The organism is Pantoea sp. Morm (genome assembly GCF_016643525.1).
GTDB classification, from domain to species: domain Bacteria; phylum Pseudomonadota; class Gammaproteobacteria; order Enterobacterales; family Enterobacteriaceae; genus Pantoea; species Pantoea dispersa.
Window position 1 is genome coordinate 1 of sequence record NZ_VOQX01000031.1, and the last position, 21454, is coordinate 21454.

Sequence of the window (21454 nt, forward strand, 5' to 3'; positions counted from 1 at the left end):
TGCCGGCGCACTGATGATCTGTTTACTGGCGATTATTCTTGACTGGCTGCTGCACCGTCTGCAGTCGGCGCTGACTCCTAAGGGGATTCGATAATGATAAAACTGGAAAACCTGACGAAAACCTTTACGCAAAAAAACGGCACCACATTCAATGCCGTCGATAACGTCAGCCTGGAAGTGCCTGCCGGGGAGATGTGTGTGCTGCTGGGCCCGTCCGGCTGCGGCAAAACCACCACGCTGAAGATGATTAACCGTCTGATCCCCGCCAGCAGCGGGCGGATTTTAATTAATGGCGAAGACACCAGCGGCCAGGATACCGTCACGCTGCGCCGTAACATCGGCTATGTGATTCAGCAGATTGGTCTGTTCCCGAACATGACCATTGAAGAGAACATTACCGTGGTGCCGCGCATGCTGGGCTGGGACAAAAAACGCTGTCGGGAACGGGCGACGGAGCTGATGAGCATGGTGGCGCTTGACCCGACGAAGTTTCTGCATCGCTACCCGCGTGAGATGTCGGGCGGCCAGCAGCAGCGCATCGGCGTGATCCGCGCGCTGGCGGCGGATCCACCGGTACTGCTGATGGATGAACCGTTCGGTGCCGTCGACCCGATCAACCGCGAGGTGATTCAGAACGAGTTCCTCGATATGCAGCGCCAGCTGAAGAAAACCGTGATGCTGGTGAGCCACGACATTGACGAGGCGCTGAAGCTCGGTGACCGCATCGCGGTGTTTGGCCAGGGCAAAATCGTGCAGTGCGCCAGCCCGGACGAACTGCTGGCGCAGCCGGCCAACGAATTTGTCGGCTCGTTCGTCGGTCAGGACCGTACGCTGAAACGTCTGCTGCTGGTGCAGGCCGGCGACGTCACCGATCAGCAGCCGACCATCACCGTGCAGCGCAGTACCCCGCTGCAGGAGGCGTTCGCAACCATGGACGACAACGACATGCGTTCGGTCACGGTAGTCGACGAAGATGGCAAACCGCTGGGCTTTGTCAAACGTCGTGAAGCGCGCGGCGCCACCGGCCGCTGCGAGGAGATGCTGCACACCTTTAAGGTCACCGGCAAAGCGGAGGAGAACCTGCGCGTGGTGCTGTCGAAGCTGTATGAACACAACACGGTATGGATGCCGATTGTCGATGAGGAAGGTCGCTACAGCGGCGAAATTTCGCAGGATTACATCGCGGATTACCTCAGCTCCGGCCGCACGCGCCGTCGTCTCAACCCGTAACCCCGACCGAACCGCGCCACGGAGGGCGCGATTCTGAAGGTAAACTGTGCGTCAGTTGCTCTCTTCGACCGCGCCGACCGCCGCAACCGTTTTAGCTTCATTCGGCAGCACCACGTTCAGCAGCATAGCGAGAATTCCACCGGTGGTGACTGCATGACCAAACAGGTTGCTGACCAGCGGCGGGAACTGTTTCAGCACGTCCGGAACCGCTTCCACCCCGAGGCCGATGCCAAACGACACCGCCACAATCAGCATCTCACGCCGCCCCAGCGGGGCCTGCGTCATCACGCGAATACCGGCGGCGACCACGCTGCCAAACATTACCAGCGTTGCCCCGCCCAGCACCGGCGGCGGAATCTGCTGTAGCAGGTTGCCGACCAGCGGGAAGATGCCCAGCAGCACCAGCATCAGGCCAATCACCATCCCCACGTAGCGACTGGCGACGCCGGTCATCTGAATCACCCCGTTGTTCTGCGCAAAGGTGGTATTGGGAAATGCCGAGAACAATGCCGCCAGCAGACAGCTGAGGCCATCGGCCAGAATCCCGCCCTGCAGCCGGCGCTGAAACCCGTCGCCTTCCAGCGGCTGGCGTGAAATCAGACAGTTGGCGGTCAGATCGCCCACCGCCTCAATCACGCAGATCACCGAGACCAGCGCAATCGGCACAAACAGCGTCCAGCTAAAATCAAAGCCAAAATGCAGTAGCGAAGGCAGCACCAGCCAGTGCGTCTCCGCCATCGGCTTCAGCGGCAGATGACCGCTCAGCGCCGCCGCGATGCAGCCCGCACCAATGCCGGCGACCACCGCCACCAGCCGCGCCCAGCGCGAGTGGGAACGGTTAAGCACGATAATCACCAGCAGGGTCAGCGCCCCCAACGCCAGATTACCCGGCGCACCAAAATCGCGGGCGTTATGCCCGCCCGCCCAGTCGGTAATACTGACTTTTATCAGGCTGATACCAATCAGGGTGATCACCGTACCGGTCACCACCGGGGTCAGTACTTTACGCAGTGGTGTGATGCAGCGGCTAATCAGCATCGGGATCAGCGCCGCCACCAGGTTGCAGCCAAAAATCATGGCGAGGATCGCCTGCGGTGAACCGCCCTGCGCTTTCACCGTCATCCCCGCCGAGAGAATGACGCCGAGAAAGGCGAAGCTGGTGCCCTGCAGACAGATCATGCCTGCGCCAATGCCGCAGAAACGGCGCGCCTGCAGAAAGGTGCCGAGTCCGGAAACCAGCAGCGACATGCTGATGAGATACGGGATCCAGGCCTGTAACCCCAGCACGGAACCGATAATCAGCGGCGGCGTGATGATACCGACCACGCTGGCCAGCACGTGCTGCAGGGCGGCAAAGAACGCCGGTGCAGGACCGATGCGGGCATCCAGCCCGTACAACAAACCTTTCTCTTCTTCTGGGTGCGACATAGCAGGGCTCCGGCAAACGATTTATCAGTTTGCCTGATGCATGAAACGCGCCAGGGCGACAGCGGACAGGGAAAATTCAGGACAGATGATTGAATATAAAAAGGTTTACGGCATAAAAAAAAGCAGCCGCCCCTGAAACTCCGGATTCAGCTGCGTGCGATATGCCGCATTTTGTTTCATCAGGCGGCGGGCTTTGCACTCTCGCTGTGCAGCGCATCACCTCCGAGTAACGTAATATCCAGATAACCACTCAAATCACGCTGTTCGGCGCGCGGCAGATAAGGCAATTCGCCCAACAGCGGCGCGTTCAGCTTATCGCGCAGAACATCAATGATTTCAGCATAGTGCGCCAGACCTGGATTAATACGATTGGCGACCCAGCCCGCCAGCGTCAGACCATCGGCGGCAATCGCTTCGGCGGTCAGTAAAGCGTGGCTAATGCAACCCTCTTTAATGCCCACCACCAGCACCACCGGCAGTTGCGCCTGCTGCACCCACTGCGACAAGGGCCGTAAGTCGTTCATCAGGCTGCGCCAGCCGCCCGTGCCTTCCACCACCACACGTGCAGCGCGATCCTGTAAGCCAGCCAGCCCGCGATTGAGTAACGGATAATCGATGCGCTGCGCCGGGCTGGTGCTGATTTCATCCTCTTCCAGCGTCACGGGATTGACGTCGCTGTAGTTCAGCGTCAGACCGGATGCCTGCTGCAGCAGTACGGCATCTTTATTACGGAGCCCTTCCGGCGTGTGCTGCGCGCTTTTGGCAACCGGCTTGTAGCCAGCGGCACACAGATTCGCTTTGGCAAAGCACTGTAACAGTGCGCGGGAAACCACGGTCTTACCCACCGCGGTGTCGGTACCGGTGACAAAAATCGTTTTCACCTTTCTCCTCCTTCATTAAAGCGATGTGTAACCTGCAAAGGAGGCAGTTTAAGGATTTGTCCCAGGCGAGAGCTTGCGTTAGCGCAAACTTAAGGCGGGCTGGCGTTAGCCCTGCAACAGTTTTATCAGTAAATGGCCGCTATAGAGCGCGTCTTTGATCAGCGCCGCGCCGCCCAGCGTGCCGGGATCGTTGAAGGCCGCAGGGGTTAGCTGGATAGCGTGACTGTACGCCGGCAGGGCCTGCTGGCGAATGGTGCTGCTGACCGCCGGGAACAGCACGTCCGCCGCCTGGTTAAGCGGTGAACCGATAAGAATTTGTTGAGGATTAAAGATGTTGACCATCATCGCCAGCATGCGCCCGATATGATGACCGACGCCAGCAATAACGTCCCGCGCCAGCCGGTCGCCCTGCTGCGCAGCGGCACACAGCGAGGCCAGCGTCAGCGGCTGCTGGTGCAGCTGGCTGTCCGGCTGCGACGATAAACGCTGTGCCGCCAGCTGCAGCAGGCTGCCGGTGCTGGCCACCGTTTCCAGACAGCCATGGTTGCCGCAGTAACACTGCTGGCCGTAAGGATCGATCTGCGTATGACCAATCTCCACCAGCGCGCGTCCGCTTTTGTGCAACAGCTGGCCACCGCTGATCACCCCGGCGCCCACCGTTTCGTCAATAACAATCTGAATCACGTCCTGCGCACCCCGTGAGGCACCAAACAGCGCCTCTGCCAGCGTCCATGCGGAGATATCGTGCTGGACGAATACCGGCAGCCCGGTGCGCTGCGCCAGGGTTTCGCCCAGCGGCATATCCTGTACCTCATAGCCCGGCATACGGTGCACCACGCCGGAGGCGGCGTTGATCAGTCCCGGCAGGGTAATGGCGATAGCGGTCAGACGCTCAAGTTTTTGCTGATGGCGAATGAAAAAGGCGTTGACCAGCTCCTGCAGCGTCTGCAGTAGCGGCGTGTCGGCGCTGGCAGGCAGCGGCAGGCGATCTTCCTGTAGCGCGCGGCTGCTGAGATCGCGCAGCGTCAGGGTAATGAACCCCGGCTGGAGGCGAACAGCCAGATAGTGCCAGGCCAGGGTATCGAGGATCAGCCCTATCGCCGGCCGTCCGCGACTGCCTGGCTCCTGAAACTCGGTCTCCTGCACCAGATGCGCATCCAGCATTTCGCGCACAATTTTGGTGATGCTGGCCGGGGCCAGCTGGGCACGTTTCGACAGCTCAATCCGCGAAATCGGACCGTAATGGTCAATCAGACGATACACTGCACCGGCATTGGTCTGTTTTATTTGGTCAATATGGCCAGGCTGACTGTCCAGATTCACGCCCTGCTCCCGGATATTTTCGCGCTTCTAAATAAACAGCAGCTATGGTGATGCAGATTGGCGCGCAGCGTCAAATATTTGATTAGAAATGTGATTTATCGCACACAAAGAACGCGGTTTTCTGTACCCGTGGGTTCAATCCTCGGCATGGTGCAGCAGCAGCGCCATCATATTGCTCATCTGCGCACTCGGCTGGCGCAGCGCTGACCACACCAGCCACACCTCAGAAATGGCATCGCTTTCCTGTAGCGGAATCCAGGCGACTTCCGCCAGTCGCGCGCGGGCAAACGAGGCGGGTAAAATCGACACGCCAAGGCCGGTTGCCACCAGGCCGAGTATCGTCATGGCTTCACCCACTTCCTGGGTAATGTAAGGTTTGATTTGGTAGCGATGCAGCAGCGCCAGAATTTCACCGTACAGGGCCGTGCCGCCCTGCGCATCAAAGAAAACAAAAGGTTCGCTGGCTAACGCCCGGATGCTAATTGACGTGGCCTGTGCCAGCGGATGCGCGTGGTGCACCACCGCGCACAGCGGTTCACGCAGCAACAGGCGGTGCTGAAGATCCTCCGGCAGCGGCGTATTGCGCATGACGCCCAGGTCGAGTCGCCCTTCGTGCAGCGGCGCCAGCTGCTGCCGCGTGTTGTACTCCTGCATCTGAATATGCACGTCCGGCCAGCGCTGCCGATAGTGATACAGCGCATCCGACACCAGTCCGGTAAACGGCGCCGAGGAGGTAAAGCCGATGCGCAGCTCTCCCTGCTGACCGTGATGAATGCGCGCCGCGCGCCCGGTCGCCTGTTCCACCTGCAATAAAACCGCGCGCGCATCCTGTAAAAACGACTGGCCGGCCGGCGTGAGCTGTACGCTGCGATTAGTGCGGGTCAGCAGCTGCGCGTCCAGTGCCTGTTCCAGTTGCAGAATCTGCTGACTGAGCGGCGGCTGAGAAATGTGCAGCCGCTGCGCTGCGCGGCCAAAGTGCAGCTCTTCCGCAACGGCAATAAAGTAGCGCAGATGGCGCAGCTCAATCATCATATCTTAAACGTCTCATTTGAGATTATTAATATATTGTACAACCTATTTAGCCTTTCCTACAGTATTCAGACATTTGCTGAATTGAGGATGTACTGTGAGTCGCTCTTCCCAGGCTGTGACGCTTGATGAGGACAGCTTGTCCACGAAGCCTGTTACCGCCGATACCGCTACTGAATGGATTGAACGTGGATCGCCGCAGTTTATGCGCGTGACGCTGGCGCTGTTCTCTGCCGGTCTTGCCACTTTCGCCCTGCTCTATTGCGTACAACCGATTCTGCCGGTGCTGTCACAGCAGTTTGGCGTGACGCCTGCCGAAAGCAGTATTTCGCTGTCGCTCTCCACCGGGCTGATGGCGCTGGGCCTGCTGTTCACCGGCCCGCTGTCAGATGCGATTGGGCGTAAATCGGTGATGGTGACCGCGCTGATGCTGGCGGCGATTTGTACGCTGATCTCCGCCACCATGAGCAGCTGGCAGGGGATTCTGCTGATGCGCGCGCTGACCGGTCTGTCGCTCAGTGGCGTCGCGGCGGTGGGCATGACTTACCTGAGCGAAGAGATGCATCCGCGGGTCATCGCCTTCTCCATGGGGCTGTACATCAGCGGTAACTCGATTGGCGGCATGAGCGGTCGTTTACTCTCCGGTGTGCTGACCGACTTTTTCTCGTGGCGTATTGCCATTGGCGTCATTGGCTGCTGCGCGCTGGCTGGCGCGCTGATGTTCTGGAAAATTCTGCCCGCGTCGCGCCATTTTCGCCCTGCCTCGCTGCGGCCACGCAGTCTGCTGATCAACTTCCGCCTGCACTGGCGCGACAAAGGATTGCCGCTGCTGTTTGCCGAAGGCTTTCTGCTGATGGGCGCGTTTGTCACGCTGTTTAACTACATCGGCTACCGTTTACTGAGCGCGCCTTGGTCACTGAGCCAGGCGGTGGTCGGGCTGCTGTCTGTGGTGTATCTCACCGGTTCGTGGAGTTCGCCGAAAGCTGGCGCGATGACCAGCCGCTTTGGTCGCGGTCCGGTGATGACGGGCGCCACGGCGATCATGCTGGCCGGTCTGCTGCTGACCGCCTATAATTCGCTGTGGCTGATTCTGCCGGGCATGATGCTGTTCACTGCCGGCTTCTTTGCCGCCCATTCGGTGGCCAGCGGCTGGATTGGACCGCGCGCGCGCAGGGCGAAAGGCCAGGCATCATCACTTTATCTGTTCAGCTACTATGTGGGCTCCAGCGTGGCCGGCACCCTCGGCGGCGTATTCTGGCACCGCTACGGCTGGCCGGGCGTGACCCTGTTTATCAGCGCCCTGCTGGTGCTGGCACTGCTGGTTGGCCTGCGTTTACAGGGCCGCAAACTGTAATACCCTTCATCGTTAGCGCGGGACCTCAGCGTCCCGCCTGCTCCGCTGGATTCGAATTATCAGGCATTCGCGCCGTACCACTTAAAACAAAATAGCAATTCATCGCTATAATTCGTTCTATTCCAATAATACATAGACTTATTTTTTACACAGCAATGAGGTAGTCAGATGGAGCTTTACTATTATGTCGATAAGCATGCCGGTTATAACGACAATCATGTGGTGCATGCGAAGGGCTGTCCGTTCCTGCCATCCGACGGCGGTCGTCGTTTTCTCGGGACTTTTTACACGCCCGGGGCTGCAATCCAGCAGGCGCGTAAATTTTACGCCACTGCGTTGGGCTGCGAACACTGCTGCCCGGTGGGCGTAAAAAAAAGTCCGACCCACAACTTTAGCGTGGCACTAAAGCATATGGCGTGACTCTGATAATCCTGGTCTGAACCGCACCCGTCTACACGGTACCCGCACTCAGCACGGCTAAGCGATTTTTCTATTACAGAAACACCTGACTTAGCCTGTGCTGGTACGGCAGACTCGCGGGCCGGCAGCACGCAGGCGCAGCAGCTCCCCATAACCGCAGGCTATTTACCACGCTCAGCGCGATAAGAAATATTCAGTGATAAAACCCGGGTTAACGGTTTTCATCGGCTGACTAATGCTCCACAATAGCGGAAATTTGTGATCGAGGTCACTTTACCGGGTGCGTTCCTGCCCCCTCACTCGTCGTGTAGCCGATTTGAATTCAATGCAATCAACAACCGTTTCCCGTAAAACAGCCTGGCTGCGCGTAGTGCTGCTGGCTATCGCTGCTTTTGTCTTCAATACCACCGAATTTGTGCCGGTTGGCCTGCTGTCGGACATCGCCAGCAGCTTTGCAATGAAAACCGCTGATGTCGGTATCATGCTCACCATCTATGCCTGGGTCGTGGCGCTGTTATCGCTGCCGTTAATGCTGCTGACGCGCAACGTCGAGCGCCGCCTGCTGCTGGCCATCCTGTTTATTCTGTTTGTTGCCAGCCACCTGTTATCGGCCGTAGCGTGGGATTTCACATCGCTGGTGCTGTCGCGCATTGGTATTGCGCTGGCGCACGCGGTGTTCTGGTCGATCACCGCCTCGCTGGCGATTCGCGTTGCGCCGGCCGGCAAGAAAACCCAGGCGTTGAGTATGCTGGCCACGGGCACGGCGCTGGCGATGGTGCTGGGCGTGCCGATTGGTCGTATTGTGGGTCAGTATCTGGGCTGGCGTACCACCTTTGGTATGATCGGCCTGTCAGCACTGGTACTGCTGATTATGCTGGTGCGGATACTGCCGCGCCTGCCGAGTGAGCACACCGGTTCACTCAGCAGCGTGCCGATGCTGTTTCGCCGCCCGGCGCTGGTGGCGATGTACATTCTGGTCACCGTCGTGGTGACCGCGCACTACACCGCTTACAGCTATATCGAGCCGTTTATGCAGGTAGTGGCCAGCGCCGATGAGAACTTCACCACCCTGTTACTTCTGCTGTTCGGCTCAGCCGGCATTCTGGGCAGCATTCTGTTCAGCACGCTGGGCAATAAATTCCCGTCCGCGCTGCTGATCGCCGCCATTGCGCTGATTACCCTGTGTATGGGTCTGCTGGTGTTTGCTGCGGTACGCCCGGCAGCGATTACCGTGCTGTGTATTATCTGGGGCATGGCAATGATGATGATCGGCCTGGCGATGCAGGTGCGCGTGCTATCGCTGGCACCGGACGCCACCGACGTCGCCATGTCGCTGTTTTCCGGTATTTATAACATCGGTATTGGCGCAGGCGCGCTACTCGGTAACCAGGTCAGTCTGCATCTGCAGATGGCAGACGTGGGCAACGTGGGCGCAATCATTGGCCTGGCGGGACTGTTCTGGTGCATCGCCATTTTCCGCCGTTATCCGCAACTGCGCTCCAACGGCTAGTGCGTTTCACAGGCAGCGGCGCCCCTGGCGGCACCGCTGCTGACATGGCCGGCTAAGGCAGGAAAAACATCGGCTGCAGTGTTTTGCTCACCGGGCTGTTGTCGGGATTTGATGGCATCAGATCACGCATCGACGCCCACCAGCGCTGACACACCTCAGTTTGCGCCACGGCCTGCCAGCGCGCTTCGGATTCAACCTCGACGCTGGCAAACAGCAGGTTGCGTTCAGCATCCAGCCAGATCGCGTAGTTGTGCGCGCCATGCGCTTTCAGCGTCCGTTCCAGCTCCGGCCAGATTGGCGTGTGACGGCGCTGATACTCTGCATGGCAGTGCGCATAGACTTGCATGACGAACGCTTTACGCAACATCACTGCGCTCCGCCTGCAGCGCCGCCGGCCACGGCTTCACGTTAAAGCGCTCGCCCAGCGCAATCAGCTGTTCAGTGGTGATGCTCTGACGAATGCCGCCCATCGACAGCGCCATGACCACCACCTGCGATGACTTCTCAGCGGTATCAATCAGACCAAAGGTTTCGTCGAGCGTCGGTCCGGCGCCAAAGATTCCGTGGAAAGGCCACATCACCAGGCTATGGCTGGCCATCGCTTCTGCCGTCGCCTGACCAATGCCATCGGTACCCGGTACCATCCAGGGCAAAATGCCTACGCCATCGGGGAACACCACCAGGCACTCGGTGCTGCCCTCCCACAGCAGGCGGGTAAAGCGCGCCGCATCCAGATCCACCACATAGCTGAGCGCCATGAAGTGGGTGGCGTGACAGTGCATAATCACCCGGTCCGCGCCGTGGCTCAGTGCCTTGCGTACGCTGTGTGACTGAAAGTGCGCCGCCAGCTCGGACGTTGGCAGCCCTCCGTTGCTGAGCCCCCAGTGAATTTTGTACGACAGCCCTTTGTCATCCACCTGCAGCAGCACCAGACTGTCTGCCGGATCGAGCTGCACGTTGCGAAAGAACTTACCGGAGCCGGTCACCAGGAACCAGTCGTTGGCCAGCGCGGGCGCCGGCTTGCTCAGCTCAATACAGCGCGGTGCCGGATAAAAATCGCTGGCATACGCGCTGACCTCTTCCGGCAACAGACGCAGACTGACGTTGCCGCCGTTACGTTCATCCCAGCCTTTCAGCCACATGTCACTGGTGGCTTTAACCATGTCGCGCACAAACCACGCGGAGAGAATTGTTTGCATGAATCGATTCCTTAACGTTGACGCAGCACGTGTTGTTCGTAGTGACGGACTTCGCTCAGCCATCTGGCATCGGCTGGCACATCGTGGCGCAGGCACCACGCTTCCCATACCGCCTGCCACGGCAGCGACTTTTGCTCTTCAAGCAGCGCCAGCCGGGCGGTGAAATCCCCATCACGCTCCCGCTGACGCAGCTGTTCGCCCGGCTCCAGCAGCGCCCGCAACAGGGCTTTTTGGGTATTGCGCGTGCCGATCACCCAGGCGGCAATGCGGTTGATCGAGGCATCGAAGAAGTCGAGACCGATGTGCACCCTGTCGAACAACTTTTGACGGGCGATCTCACTGGCAATCGCCTGGGTTTCATCATCCAGCAGCACCACGTGATCGCTGTCCCAGCGGACCGGACGGCTGACGTGCAACAGCAGGCGCGGCACAAACAGCATGGCGCTGGAGATTTTGTCGGAGATCACTTCGGTAGGATGGAAGTGGCCGGCATCCAGCGTCAGCGCGGTCTGGCGGCTGGTGGCGTAACCGAGGCAGAACTCACTGGAACCCACGGTGTAACTCTCCGCGCCAATGCCAAACAGTTTGCTTTCCACTGCATCAATGTGGTGCTGCGGATTCAGCGGTTCGCGGATGATCTCATCCAGCGCGCTGGCGAGACGCTGGCGCGGCGTGAGGCGATCGACGGTGAGATCTTTCATGCCGTCCGGCACCCAGATATTCATGACTGACGGCGTGCCCAGCTGCTCGCCAAACCAGGCGGAAATACGGCGGCTGGCGGTGCAGTGGTCGATCCAGAACTGGCGAATGCCCGGATCGGCATGCGACAGCGTAAACCCGTCTGCGCTGAGCGCATGAGAAAAACAGGTTGGGTTAAAATCCAGCCCCAGCTTTTTGCTTTTCGCCCACTCCAGCCAGTTGCTGAAGTGCTGCGGTTCAATCGCATCACGTTCCACCGGGCGGTCGCTCTCGAGGTAGATGGCATGCAGGTTGAGGCGTTTGGCGCCGGGAATCAGCGACATCGCTTTGTCGAGATCGGCACGCAGTTCAACCGCGTTGCGCGCCCGCCCCGGATAGTTGCCGGTCGCCTGAATGCCGCCGGTGAGCGCCCCCTGCGGATTCTCAAACCCACGTACATCGTCGCCCTGCCAGCAGTGCATCGACACCGGAATGGTATCCAGTTGTGCCATCACCTGTTCCACATCCACCCCAATGGCGGCGTAGCGTTGTCTGGCCAGTTCAAAGGCCTGTTCAATCAGCTTTGTCATATGCAAGTTCCTTAGCAGGTAGGCTCAGCGCCGCAAAGCGAGCCTGATGGGCCGCAAAGACGCTGTGATTCAGCGGGATAAATTTTTCTAACGGGAAATTGTGGCGAATGCAGCGGCGTAAATCGGCCACGTCGCGCAACTCACCCAGCGCGATCAGCTGGCAGCCGATGTTGCCAAGCGTCGAGGCTTCCACCGGACCGGCAAACACCGGCAGCTGGCAGGCATCGGCGCACAGCTGGTTAAGTAGCGGATTCTGGCAACCGCCACCGACGATATGTAACTGACGCAGCGCAGCGCCGCGCAGGTCGCTAAGCTCCTGCAGCGTCTGCGAATAGAGCAGCGCCAGGCTGTCAAAGATGGTGCGCGCCAGCGCCGCCGGGCTGTGCGGCACGGGCATCGCCTGTTCGGCGCAGGCGTTCTGGATCTCCTGCACCATACTGGCCGGATTAATGAAGCGGTGATGATTAGGGTGAATCAGGGCGCGGCAGGCCGGTTCCCGCGCGGCGTCGGCAATCAGCGCAGTGAGATCGCTGATGTGCAGTTCGCTGCACACCCGCTGCAACAGCCACAGGCCCATGATGTTTTTCAGCACCCGATAGCCTTCCGCACCGCCCTCATTGGTCAGATTAGCCTGCAGCGCCGCCTCGCTGACGCAGGGCTGCAGGCTTTCGATGCCGATCAGCGACCAGGTGCCGGAGCTGAGATAGGCAGCATCGTCCTGCTCCAGCGGCGTGGCCAGCACCGCGCTGGCGGTATCATGGGTGGCGACGGCGATCACCGGAATGCGCTGGCCGCTGGCGTTGCGCCAGTAACCGACGGTATTGCCCGGCGCACGCGGCGTGCCGAACCAGCTGGCGTCGGCGCCCGCCCAGGCCAGCAGCTCGCGATCCCATTCGCCGCTGTGAATGTTGAGCAGTTGGGTGGTGGTGGCGTTGGTGTATTCCCAGTTGAGTTCACCGGTCAGGCGATAGTGCAGATAATCCGGAATCATCAGCGCGTGCTTCACCTGCGCCTGCCAGTCCGGCTGCTGCAGATGCAGCGCGCGCAGCTGATACAGCGTGTTGAACGGCAGAAACTGAATGCCGGTGCGCTGATAAAGCGCCGGTTTCCCGAGTTCACGCATCGCCTGGGCCATCAGGCCGTCGGTGCGTTTATCACGGTAGCTGACCGCTTCGCCCACCCGCTCGCCGTGCGCGTCCAGCAGCACCAGATCCACGCCCCAGGTATCAATGCCGAGGCTGTCCGGCACAATGCCCTCCTCATCCAGCTGCTGCAGCCCGGCGCGAATCTCCTGTTCCAGCCGGTCCAAATCCCAGCAGTCATAATCGCCGCGCTGCACGCGCGGGTTGGCGAAACGCCGCACTTCGCGCAGGCTGAGCTGCTGACGGTCAGCCTGCCAGCTGGCCAGCATGACGCGGCCACTGGATGCGCCTAAATCGATGGCAACAATATTACGCAGACTCATGGCGAGTACTCCCTGTGAAGACATGGCGACAGAGTAGAAATCCTGCGCCGCAGACACCTTCCCGCGAGTGCCAGCGGGTCATCACCGCTGGCAGGTTTGCAAAGGTGTTCGTGAGTGAGCTCACAGAACCGCATAACGGCAGAGTTGTGAGCCTTGCCGCAATTCCATCAATCACTTAGGCGATCTTGAATAATTGGCGATTTTCATGCGCTGCCCGGTGCAAAATTCAAGGTAAGGTGGCAGGCGGCTGCGTAGACTCGGTTACGGTTTTGTTAACTGAGGGCGCATGATGACGGTATTACACAGTGCTGATTTCTTTCCGGCCGGCGATTACACGATAGCCATTGAGCCACGTGTGCCGCAGTCGGCGTTTCCGGAGCATCACCATGATTTTCATGAAATTGTGCTGGTGGAACAGGGCTCGGGCATCCACGTATTTAATGGTCAGCCGCAGGCACTCAGCGCCGGCTGCGTCTGTTTTGTGCGCGATCACGATCGCCATCTGTACGAGCAAACCGACAATCTGTGCCTGACGAATGTGCTGTATCGCAGTCCGGCGGCGTTCCGCTTCCTGTCCGGCCTGCAGGCGCTGCTGCCGCGCGAACAGGACGGCCAGTATGTTTCACACTGGCGAATTAACCATAAAGTGATGGCGCAGGCGCTGCAGCTGGTGACGCAGATGAAGCAGCCGGCCAGCTGGTCGCTGGAACGTCAGGCGCAGCAGGAACAGCACTTTTTGCAGCTGCTGGTGCTGCTGCGCGAGGCGGCGCACAACGATCAGGCGCAGGACCAGGATGCCCGCCTGCACCGCTTGCTGGACTGGCTGAATGCGCACTACAGTGAGGAGATTGCGTGGGAAGCGCTGGCCGATCGCTTCTGTTTGTCGCTGCGTACCCTGCATCGCCAGATGAAGCAGCAGACCGGCAGCACGCCGCAGCGCTATCTCAATCGGCTGCGTTTATTGCAGGCGCGGCACCTGTTGCGCCACAGCGAGATGCGCATCACGGACATCGCCTATCAGTGTGGGTTTGGTGACAGTAATCACTTCTCCACCCTGTTCCGGCGGGAATTTGGCTGCGCGCCACGCATGGCGCGCCAGCAGATGGGGTAACCGGAGGGCTGACATGCCGCTGTTACTGACGCGCGAGGATTACTTCCCGGCCAGCAATTTGCCTATTGCCGTGGCAGAACGCATGCCGCAGCCCTCTTTCCCACCGCACCGGCATGAGTTCAGCGAGATTGTGATTGTCTGGCGCGGTAATGGCCTGCATATCCTCAACGATCGGCCGTGGCTGATCACCTGCGGCGATGTGTTTTACATTCGTGACAGTGATTGCCACAGCTTTGATAGCGTCAACGATCTGGCGCTCGACAATATTCTCTACTGCCGCGATCGCTTCAGCCTGGCGCTCGACTGGCAGCAGCTGCTGCCGCCACAGGATGAAGATACACCCGCCAGCTGGCGTCTGACCACGCGCGGCATGGCGCTGGCGCGCGGCGTCATCAGCCAGCTGGAGCGCGAAAGTCGCAAAAGCGATTCGCTATCGATTCAGCTGTCGGAAGCACTGTTTTTGCAGCTGGCACTGATATTGCGCCGTCACGGCTACGCCGCCGATCGCCCATGGGTGCTTCCGGAGGGCGAACAGCTCGATCTGCTGATGTCGGCGCTGCTCGGCGATATCAGCCGCCCCTTCGATCTGTCCCATTTCTGCCAGCAAAATCAGCTCAGCGAACGGTCGCTGAAACAGCTGTTCCGTCAGCAAACCGGCATGACCATCGGCCACTACCTGCGTCAGCTGCAGCTGTGTCAGGCAAAATATCTGTTGCGCACGCAGGCATGTCTGATTAGCGAAGTGGCGGCGCGCTGCGGGTTTGATGACAGCAACTACTTTTCCGTGGTGTTTACGCGCGAAACCGGGTTAACACCCAGCGCGTGGCGTCAGCGTTTTTTGTCGCCGCGCGAACCGATGGCAGACAAAGAAAAAGCCTGACGCGCGCAGAGACGCGTCAGGCGGTGTGATGTTAAGCGCGGTCAGGCGGCCATACCGAGACCGACAATGTTTGCCGCGATAATGATCACCACGCAGCCAATCGACAACACGCTCACCGGTCGACGCCCCACCGATTTCCACTCCTTCAGCACCAGTCCCACCAGGCCGCCGCACAGCACATACAGGCTCATGTGCAGCATCCAGCTTACGAAGTCGTACTGCGGAGGAATTTTTGCGTGGCCCCAGGCATAGAAGAAGAACTGCAGATACCACATGGTTCCCCCCAGCACGGCGAAAGCAATGTTGGCGATCAGCAGCGGTTTTGCCACGGAAAAGTCACGGCTCAGCGAAAGCTCCGGCTTCACCGCCAGGCGGATAAAGCAGTACGCGAGGTTGATCAGCGCGCCACCGCCCATGATCACCACGTAACTCGGCAATGCCACATACAGCGGATTGATGCCCAGACTGGCAGCGGCTTCATGCATCGGCTTCGCCGCATCCATGGCAAACGACATGCCAGCCGAGAAGATGCCGCACAGCACCGCCAGCACCAGGCCTTTCTTCAGGTTGAAATCTTCGGCGTTGATCCCCAGCGCCCGCTCCTTTAGCAGCCCGGCGCGTGACACAATCGCCACACCCAGCAGCGCAACCAGCACGCCCAGCAGCGTCATGCGGCCGCCGGCGGAGCTGAACAGTTCAACGAATCGGCCCTGCAACAGCGGCGTCATCAGCGTCCCCACCACCAGCGTAATGCCAATGGCGATACCAATCCCCATCGACATCCCCAGATAGCGCATGGTGAGGCCATAGTTAATGTTGCCGATGCCCCACATGGCACCAAACAGAAACACCGGCAGCAGCTGCGATAAACTGAAACTGCTGTAGTACGCCCAGAAGTTCGGTAACAGCGCGGCACTGACTGCCCAGGGCAGAATCAGCCACGACATCACGCCGCCGACCGACCACATGGTTTCCCATGACCACTTTTTAACCTGTTTAAACGGAGCATAAAAACAGGCGGCGCTGGCGGCACCCACCAGATGCCAGAAGATACCTGCAAGAATGGCACTGTTCATTGTTATTCCTTCGTAAGGTTGAGGCCAGACGGAAACACCTGCGGTTTCCGATTAGTGGCAGTCTATGGCGCACTACGTGGACTCAGCCTTTGGATAGTTGCCGTAAAGCCAGGCTGACTGGCAAAATCGGGGGGGTATGCAACATGAGGATCACAAATTCGCATTTGCCGCTGTTATGCCGGGCGAGTTCTTTAAGTTGCTTATTATTCGGCATATTTTTGATTTATGTTGTGTTGATCGGCACAGTTTTTCATCTGTTGCCAGCGCGCCGCTTAACATGGCACTCACACAAAGCTGCGCGAATCACTTCCCCCGACGGGGTTAAATCCGTATAACGTGGGAAAAATCATCGGAACCAGGGATTGAGATGAAGAGCAAACGGTTAACGCTGGTGCTGTCGCAGGCGGTGAGCCGCGTGATGCTGGATGACATCCGCGCCATCGTGCCGCCCGAGGCGCTGAATGTGTTCATTAATGGCTTAGATACTACTCACTACGCCACGCTGGACTGCGTGCAGAGCGAAGAGAACTGCGCGCTGCTGGCGTCAGCCATTGTGGTGTGGCGTCAGCTCGGCCATGTGCATCAGATTCAGTATCAGAAAGGCGAACATCTGCGTCAGGTCGATGACGCGACACAATTTCAGCTATTCAGTATGATGAAAACCCACCGCGCGCTAATCCAGCTCGCCTAACGCTCAGGATGCATATGAAAATCGGTCTGCTGTTCCCCATCGCCATTATCGTTGCCGGTGTCAGTTTTCTGGTCTGGTTTATTGCCAGCGGCGCCATGATGCCTGGTTCCTGAAACGGTCCACTGACGCAGAATGCTGCGTCGGTCGCGTGATTCTTGCCGCTATTGCCAGCGCCCTGCCGGTGCTGGCAGTGATAAAAAGGTCGCCAGCGTTCATCTGCTTCACTCTTCCTTCACATCAGTTTAACAAAACCGAGCGTGGAGCCCCTGCACATGACCCTTCATCATCAACACTACATTAATGGCGCGTTTGTCGAGGCGCATAACGATAGCTGGATTGAAGTGATTAACCCGGCGACGGAGACCCTGCTGTCACGCGTGCCCCAGGGCAGCAAACAGCAGGCGGCGGCAGCCATTGCCGCCGCAGAAGCCGCTCAGCCCGGCTGGGAAGCGTTACCGGCGGTGACGCGCGGCGACTGGCTGCACCGCATCGCCACGGCAATTCGCCAGCGCGAGCCTGAGCTGAGCGCCACCCTCGTCGCGGAGGGCGGCAAAACCCAGGCGCTGGCGCAAACTGAAGTGCTGTTTACCGCTGACTACTTCGACTACATGGCGGAATGGGCGCGACGCTACGAAGGCGAAATCATCAACAGCGATCGCCCAAACGAAAACATCTTTGTGTTTAAGAAAGCGATTGGCGTGACCACCGGCATTCTGCCGTGGAATTTTCCCTTCTTCCTGATTGCGCGCAAAGCGGCACCGGCGCTGATCACCGGCAACACCATCGTGCTGAAGCCGAGTGAGATCACCCCGAACAACGCCGCCCTGTTCGCCGCCATTATCGACGACATCGGCCTGCCGCCCGGGGTAATTAACATCGTTTACGGCTATGGCCCGGAGGTAGGACAGGAACTGGCCGCCAATCCTAAAGTCGGGTTAGTGAGCCTGACCGGCAGCGTCAACGCCGGCATCGCCACCATGGCCGCCGCGGCGCCGAATGTGACCAAAGTGTCGCTGGAGTTGGGCGGTAAAGCGCCGGCAATTGTCATGAACGACGCCGACCTCGATCTGGCCGTCAGGGCTATCGTCAGTTCGCGCATTATTAACAGTGGCCAGGTGTGTAACTGCGCCGAGCGCGTGTATGTACAAGACGGCATTTACAATCGCTTTATCAGCGCCCTGACCGTGGCGATGCAGCAGGTGAAATTTGGCGATCCGGCGCAGCAGGCCGATGTGGATATGGGGCCGCTGATTAGCGCAGCCGCGTGCGACCGCGTCGGGCAAAAGGTCGCCAGCGCCGTCGCGCAGGGCGGCAAGGTGGTGCTGGGGGGCAAACGCGCCGGTGAACGTGGTTTTTATTTTGAACCGACCATCATCACCGGGGTACGTCAGGAGATGGCGATCATGCGTGAGGAGATTTTTGGCCCGGTGCTGCCGGTGATGCGCTTTAACACGCTGGATGAAGCCATCGCGCTGGCTAACGACTGCGACTATGGCCTGACCTCATCGCTGTATACCCGCGATCTGAACACCGCGATGATCGCGCTGCGCCGGCTGAAATTCGGGGAAACCTACATTAACCGCGAAAATTTTGAAGCGATGCAGGGGTTCCATGCCGGCTGGCGCAAATCCGGCATCGGCGGTGCCGATGGCCGCCACGGGCTGGAGGAGTATCTGCAAACGCACGTCGCCTATCTGCAGTTTGCCTGATGCGTAAACACCGGTGCGCAGCGCGCGCACCGGTTGCCACTTAGCGTATCCGTTTCTGACTGCGCAGCAGCGCTATCCCGCTTAAGAGCGACATCGCCATCAGGTAGTAGCCCGGCGCCAGACTGGTGCCGGCGGCACTGATCAGCAGCGTGCAAATCAGCGGCGCAAAACCGCCAAACACCGTAACCGCAATGTTATAGCTGATGGCCATGCCGCTGGCGCGCGTACCAATCGGGAACAGATCCGCCATCACCGAGGGCACGGTGGAAAAATAGATCGATTTCAGCAGCGCCATCCAGCACACCAGCACAATCAGCGTGGCCGGCGTGGTGTGATTGACCACCAGCCGAAAGGCCGGAAAGATGGTGACCATCAGCAGTATGAGCGAGCCCCACATCAGCGGCAGGCGGCCAATGCGCTCCGCCCACCATCCCATCAGCGGCGTCACTACCGTCAGAATCACCCCGGCCAGCAGTGTGGCGGTAAAGGCCACCGAGCCCGGCAGATGCAGATTTTTGGTTGCGTAGGTCGGCACGTAGTTGAGCATGTAGTTGACCGCCGTGGAGATCACCATCAGGCCAATCGCCAGCAGCATCAGCGCTTTTTGCCGGCCAAACAGCCGTTTGAGCGGGGCCGCTTCCGGCGTCTGCGCGGCAAAGCTGGCGGGCTCGTGCACGTGACGGCGGATATACAGCCCGAGCGGGCCAATCAGCAGGCCGAAGGCAAACGGAATACGCCAGCCCCACGCCTGAATCTGGCCTTCGCTCAGGAGCTGCGTCAGACCGAGACCAAACGCCGAGGCCATCAGCGTGCTGGCGCCCTGAGTGGCGAACTGCCAGCTGGCAATAAAGGCTTTGCGCTCGGGAAAATGCTCGACCAGAAACGCCGTAGAGCTGCCAAATTCGCCACCGGCAGAGAAGCCCTGCACCAGGCGCGCCAGCAGGATCAGCAGCGGTGCGAGCAGGCCGATGCTGTCGTAGCCCGGCATAAAAGTAATGATGGCTCCGCCAAGCATCATCAGGTTGATCGACAGCAGCAGCGCTTTTTTACGCCCGTGGCGATCGGCATAATTGCCCAGCACCACCGCGCCCAGCGGGCGAATCAGAAAGGAGACGCCGAAACTGCCAAAGGTCAGCAGCAGCGAGACCGACGCATCGCTGGTGGGAAAGAAGGCGTGGGCGATATAGCTGGCGAAGAAGCCATATACCGCAATGTCGAACCACTCCAGCGCATTACCGATGCAGGTCGCAAACAGCGTTTTATGCAGGTTTGGCTTCACCCCGCTCAGCGGCGCGCTATGGCTGAGGCTGCTCATGCGCCACCTCCCGCACAGGCGCGGTGTTGCGCCAGCCATTCCGTTCCCTGCTCGCCCAGCTCCCACAGCAGCTGCGTCATGATCTGCAGCCCTTCACGGGCAATCGATTTCAGCATGTGCTCATTCACGCCATGCTGACCGCAGGCGGGATACGAATGTGGCACCCACAGCGTTGGCAGGCCCAGAATCTCCGCGAACACTTCATTCGGCAGCGATCCCCCAAGGTTGGGCAGCAGCGCAGGTTTTTTGCCGCTGGTTGCCGCCATGCTGTTCAGCACCCAGTGCACCAGCGGATCGTCAGGATCGAGACGCGTGGCGGGTGAACCGCGCAAAAATTCAACCTCAACATCATGGAAGCCGTGCTGCGCCAGATGCGCGCTGACGTGCTGCGCCAGCCGCTGCCAGTCGGTACCGACCACAAAACGCAGCTGGCACACCGCCGTCGCGCTGCCGGGAATGGCATTCATCGGGCGCGCCGGGTTACCGGTGAGAAACGACAGCACTTCCAGCGTGTTCCAGCCGTACAGGCGTTCGGCAGGCGTCAGGCCTGGCTCGCCCCAGTTGGTGTCAATCGCGGGATCGCCTGGCATGCCCCCCACCTCGATATCGCTGAGAATCGCGCGCACCTGCGGGGTCAGCGAATCGGGCCGCAGCGCCTCAACCTGCAGCACGCCCTGCGCGTCCACCAGCGTGGCGATGGCGCTGGCCAGTCGGGTGCCGGGATTGCTTAGCAGTCCGCCCCAGTTGCCGGAGTGATAAGCATTGTCACGCGCGTTGATGGTCAGGCGGAAATTTACCGCACCGCGCGAACCGAGGAACAGCGTCGGCCGCACGGCATTGAGCCGCGGACCGTCTGAGGCAATGAACAGGTCAGCCTGCAACAGTTCCGCCTGCTGCTGACACAGCTGCGCCAGCCCCGGCGAGCTGATCTCTTCGCCCATCTCAAACAGCCATTTGCAGTTAAAGCCGAGACGGCCGCCGCGCGCCTGGTACACCTGCTCCAGCGCCGCAAGATTGACGCAGTGCTGACCTTTGTTGTCGGCGCTGCCGCGCCCGTACCAGCGATCGCCCTCTTCGGTCAGCTGCCACGGCGACAGCCCGCTGCGCCAGTTTTCGTCATCGCCGAATACCACATCACCGTGCCCGTAGCTCAGCAAGGTCGGTAAGGCGGGATCTTCCATGCGCACCGCCACGAGGAATGGCCGGCCGGCAGCGTGCGGGTTATCGATGAGCTGTAGCGTGAAGCCCAGCGCCTGCAGTTGCGGTGCAATCTCCTGCTGCAAATAGTCCTGTAACGCCGCATCGCGATCGTCGCGCTGGCTCTCGGTGCGCCACGCCACGCGGCGCGCCAGGATACGTTGAAATTCCCCGCTGTCGAAATATGCGGTGGCCTGCTGAACCGCCTGTTGTGCTGTCATGTTTGCCCTGCCTGTTATAGGTCTGCTGTTTTTTCATCTTTGCGGAAAGGCAGCTTTGCCACAATTATCAATTTATCGAGTAAGATTTGCCTTTAAAGCAAAGCTGCGTTGCCCGATTTCGAGGCAGGCACAGACGGAGGCCATGGC

Annotated in this window: 20 protein-coding genes and 1 pseudogene; 10 read left to right on the plus strand and 11 right to left on the minus strand. The window is 59.7% G+C overall.

Annotated elements, in window-relative coordinates; genetic code table 11:
• Both FT726_RS12670 and osmV read left to right on the plus strand, forming a co-directional pair.
• Positions 1-94: pseudogene (locus FT726_RS12670) on the plus strand (ABC transporter permease); the annotation flags it as partial.
• Positions 94-1230, plus strand: a complete 1137-nt coding sequence (gene osmV, locus FT726_RS12675) for an osmoprotectant ABC transporter ATP-binding protein OsmV (RefSeq protein ID WP_021506074.1) — start codon at positions 94-96, stop codon at positions 1228-1230. The pseudogene FT726_RS12670 and the gene osmV, both read left to right, overlap by 1 nt.
• A 51-nt stretch (positions 1231-1281) precedes the next feature.
• Here the strand turns inward: osmV and FT726_RS12680 are convergent, their stop codons facing one another.
• The 4 genes from FT726_RS12680 to FT726_RS12695 all read right to left on the minus strand — a co-directional run bounded on the left by FT726_RS12680 (position 1282) and on the right by FT726_RS12695 (position 5894).
• The gene (locus FT726_RS12680) at positions 1282-2658 is read right to left on the minus strand and encodes a nucleobase:cation symporter-2 family protein (protein WP_058758529.1); all 1377 of its coding nucleotides are present in this window, start codon (positions 2656-2658) and stop codon (positions 1282-1284) included.
• A gap of 179 nt (positions 2659-2837) precedes the next feature.
• Positions 2838-3539: a dethiobiotin synthase gene (gene bioD, locus FT726_RS12685; RefSeq protein WP_021506076.1), complete on the minus strand. Its 702-nt coding sequence runs from the start codon at positions 3537-3539 to the stop codon at positions 2838-2840.
• A gap of 105 nt (positions 3540-3644) precedes the next feature.
• On the minus strand, positions 3645-4862 hold the full coding sequence (locus tag FT726_RS12690; protein WP_058758528.1) for an ROK family transcriptional regulator: 1218 nt from the start codon (positions 4860-4862) through the stop codon (positions 3645-3647).
• A 135-nt stretch (positions 4863-4997) separates the two neighbouring features.
• Positions 4998-5894 (minus strand): LysR family transcriptional regulator, encoded by an 897-nt coding sequence (locus tag FT726_RS12695; protein ID WP_346302896.1) that lies wholly within the window; start codon positions 5892-5894, stop codon positions 4998-5000.
• Between the two features lie 94 nt (positions 5895-5988).
• Here FT726_RS12695 and FT726_RS12700 point away from each other — a divergent pair, with 94 nt between their 5' ends.
• The 3 genes from FT726_RS12700 (at position 5989) to FT726_RS12710 (ending at position 9175) form a co-directional block, all read left to right on the plus strand.
• Positions 5989-7245: an MFS transporter gene (locus FT726_RS12700; protein WP_282995475.1), complete on the plus strand. Its 1257-nt coding sequence runs from the start codon at positions 5989-5991 to the stop codon at positions 7243-7245.
• A 168-nt stretch (positions 7246-7413) separates the two neighbouring features.
• The gene (locus FT726_RS12705) at positions 7414-7665 is read left to right on the plus strand and encodes a hypothetical protein (protein ID WP_288422631.1); all 252 of its coding nucleotides are present in this window, start codon (positions 7414-7416) and stop codon (positions 7663-7665) included.
• A gap of 325 nt (positions 7666-7990) precedes the next feature.
• Entirely contained in the window at positions 7991-9175 is a 1185-nt protein-coding gene (locus FT726_RS12710) for a sugar transporter (protein ID WP_031279126.1), read from the plus strand.
• Between the two features lie 52 nt (positions 9176-9227).
• On the opposite strand, the gene rhaM is transcribed toward FT726_RS12710, so the two are convergent.
• Genes rhaM through rhaB form a run of 4 tightly spaced genes read right to left on the minus strand, consistent with a single transcriptional unit; the run spans position 9228 to position 13107 of the window.
• On the minus strand, positions 9228-9542 hold the full coding sequence (rhaM, locus tag FT726_RS12715; RefSeq protein WP_141495452.1) for an L-rhamnose mutarotase: 315 nt from the start codon (positions 9540-9542) through the stop codon (positions 9228-9230).
• Positions 9532-10374, minus strand: a complete 843-nt coding sequence (rhaD, locus tag FT726_RS12720; protein ID WP_088515799.1) for a rhamnulose-1-phosphate aldolase — start codon at positions 10372-10374, stop codon at positions 9532-9534. The genes rhaM and rhaD overlap by 11 nt, the downstream gene beginning before the upstream one ends.
• Before the next feature lie 11 nt (positions 10375-10385).
• Positions 10386-11642, minus strand: a complete 1257-nt coding sequence (locus FT726_RS12725) for an L-rhamnose isomerase (RefSeq protein ID WP_346302897.1) — start codon at positions 11640-11642, stop codon at positions 10386-10388.
• Positions 11626-13107, minus strand: coding sequence for a rhamnulokinase (rhaB, locus tag FT726_RS12730; protein ID WP_288422629.1), 1482 nt, complete (start codon positions 13105-13107; stop codon positions 11626-11628). The genes FT726_RS12725 and rhaB overlap by 17 nt, the downstream gene beginning before the upstream one ends.
• A gap of 289 nt (positions 13108-13396) precedes the next feature.
• Between rhaB and rhaS the strand changes: the two genes are divergently transcribed.
• Entirely contained in the window at positions 13397-14218 is an 822-nt protein-coding gene (rhaS, locus tag FT726_RS12735; protein ID WP_058769862.1) for an HTH-type transcriptional activator RhaS, read from the plus strand.
• A 13-nt stretch (positions 14219-14231) separates the two neighbouring features.
• Positions 14232-15098 (plus strand): HTH-type transcriptional activator RhaR, encoded by an 867-nt coding sequence (gene rhaR / locus FT726_RS12740; protein WP_288422628.1) that lies wholly within the window; start codon positions 14232-14234, stop codon positions 15096-15098.
• A 41-nt stretch (positions 15099-15139) separates the two neighbouring features.
• Here the strand turns inward: rhaR and rhaT are convergent, their stop codons facing one another.
• On the minus strand, positions 15140-16174 hold the full coding sequence (gene rhaT / locus FT726_RS12745; RefSeq protein ID WP_288422627.1) for an L-rhamnose/proton symporter RhaT: 1035 nt from the start codon (positions 16172-16174) through the stop codon (positions 15140-15142).
• A 367-nt stretch (positions 16175-16541) separates the two neighbouring features.
• On the opposite strand from rhaT, the gene FT726_RS12750 reads away from it, so the two are divergent.
• The 3 genes from FT726_RS12750 to aldA all read left to right on the plus strand — a co-directional run bounded on the left by FT726_RS12750 (position 16542) and on the right by aldA (position 18574).
• Positions 16542-16865 (plus strand): hypothetical protein, encoded by a 324-nt coding sequence (locus tag FT726_RS12750; protein WP_058780589.1) that lies wholly within the window; start codon positions 16542-16544, stop codon positions 16863-16865.
• 14 nt (positions 16866-16879) lie between these two features.
• Complete coding sequence (locus FT726_RS12755) at positions 16880-16978, plus strand: YoaK family small membrane protein (protein WP_021313714.1); 99 nt, start codon at positions 16880-16882, stop codon at positions 16976-16978.
• Positions 16979-17137: 159 nt separating this feature from the next.
• Entirely contained in the window at positions 17138-18574 is a 1437-nt protein-coding gene (gene aldA / locus FT726_RS12760; RefSeq protein ID WP_346302898.1) for an aldehyde dehydrogenase, read from the plus strand.
• 40 nt (positions 18575-18614) lie between these two features.
• Here the strand turns inward: aldA and FT726_RS12765 are convergent, their stop codons facing one another.
• Positions 18615-19889, minus strand: a complete 1275-nt coding sequence (locus FT726_RS12765) for an MFS transporter (RefSeq protein ID WP_346302899.1) — start codon at positions 19887-19889, stop codon at positions 18615-18617.
• Positions 19886-21307, minus strand: a complete 1422-nt coding sequence (locus tag FT726_RS12770; protein ID WP_346302900.1) for a M20 family metallopeptidase — start codon at positions 21305-21307, stop codon at positions 19886-19888. Before FT726_RS12770 ends, FT726_RS12765 begins: the two co-directional genes overlap by 4 nt.
• Positions 21308-21454: the final 147 nt, after the last annotated feature.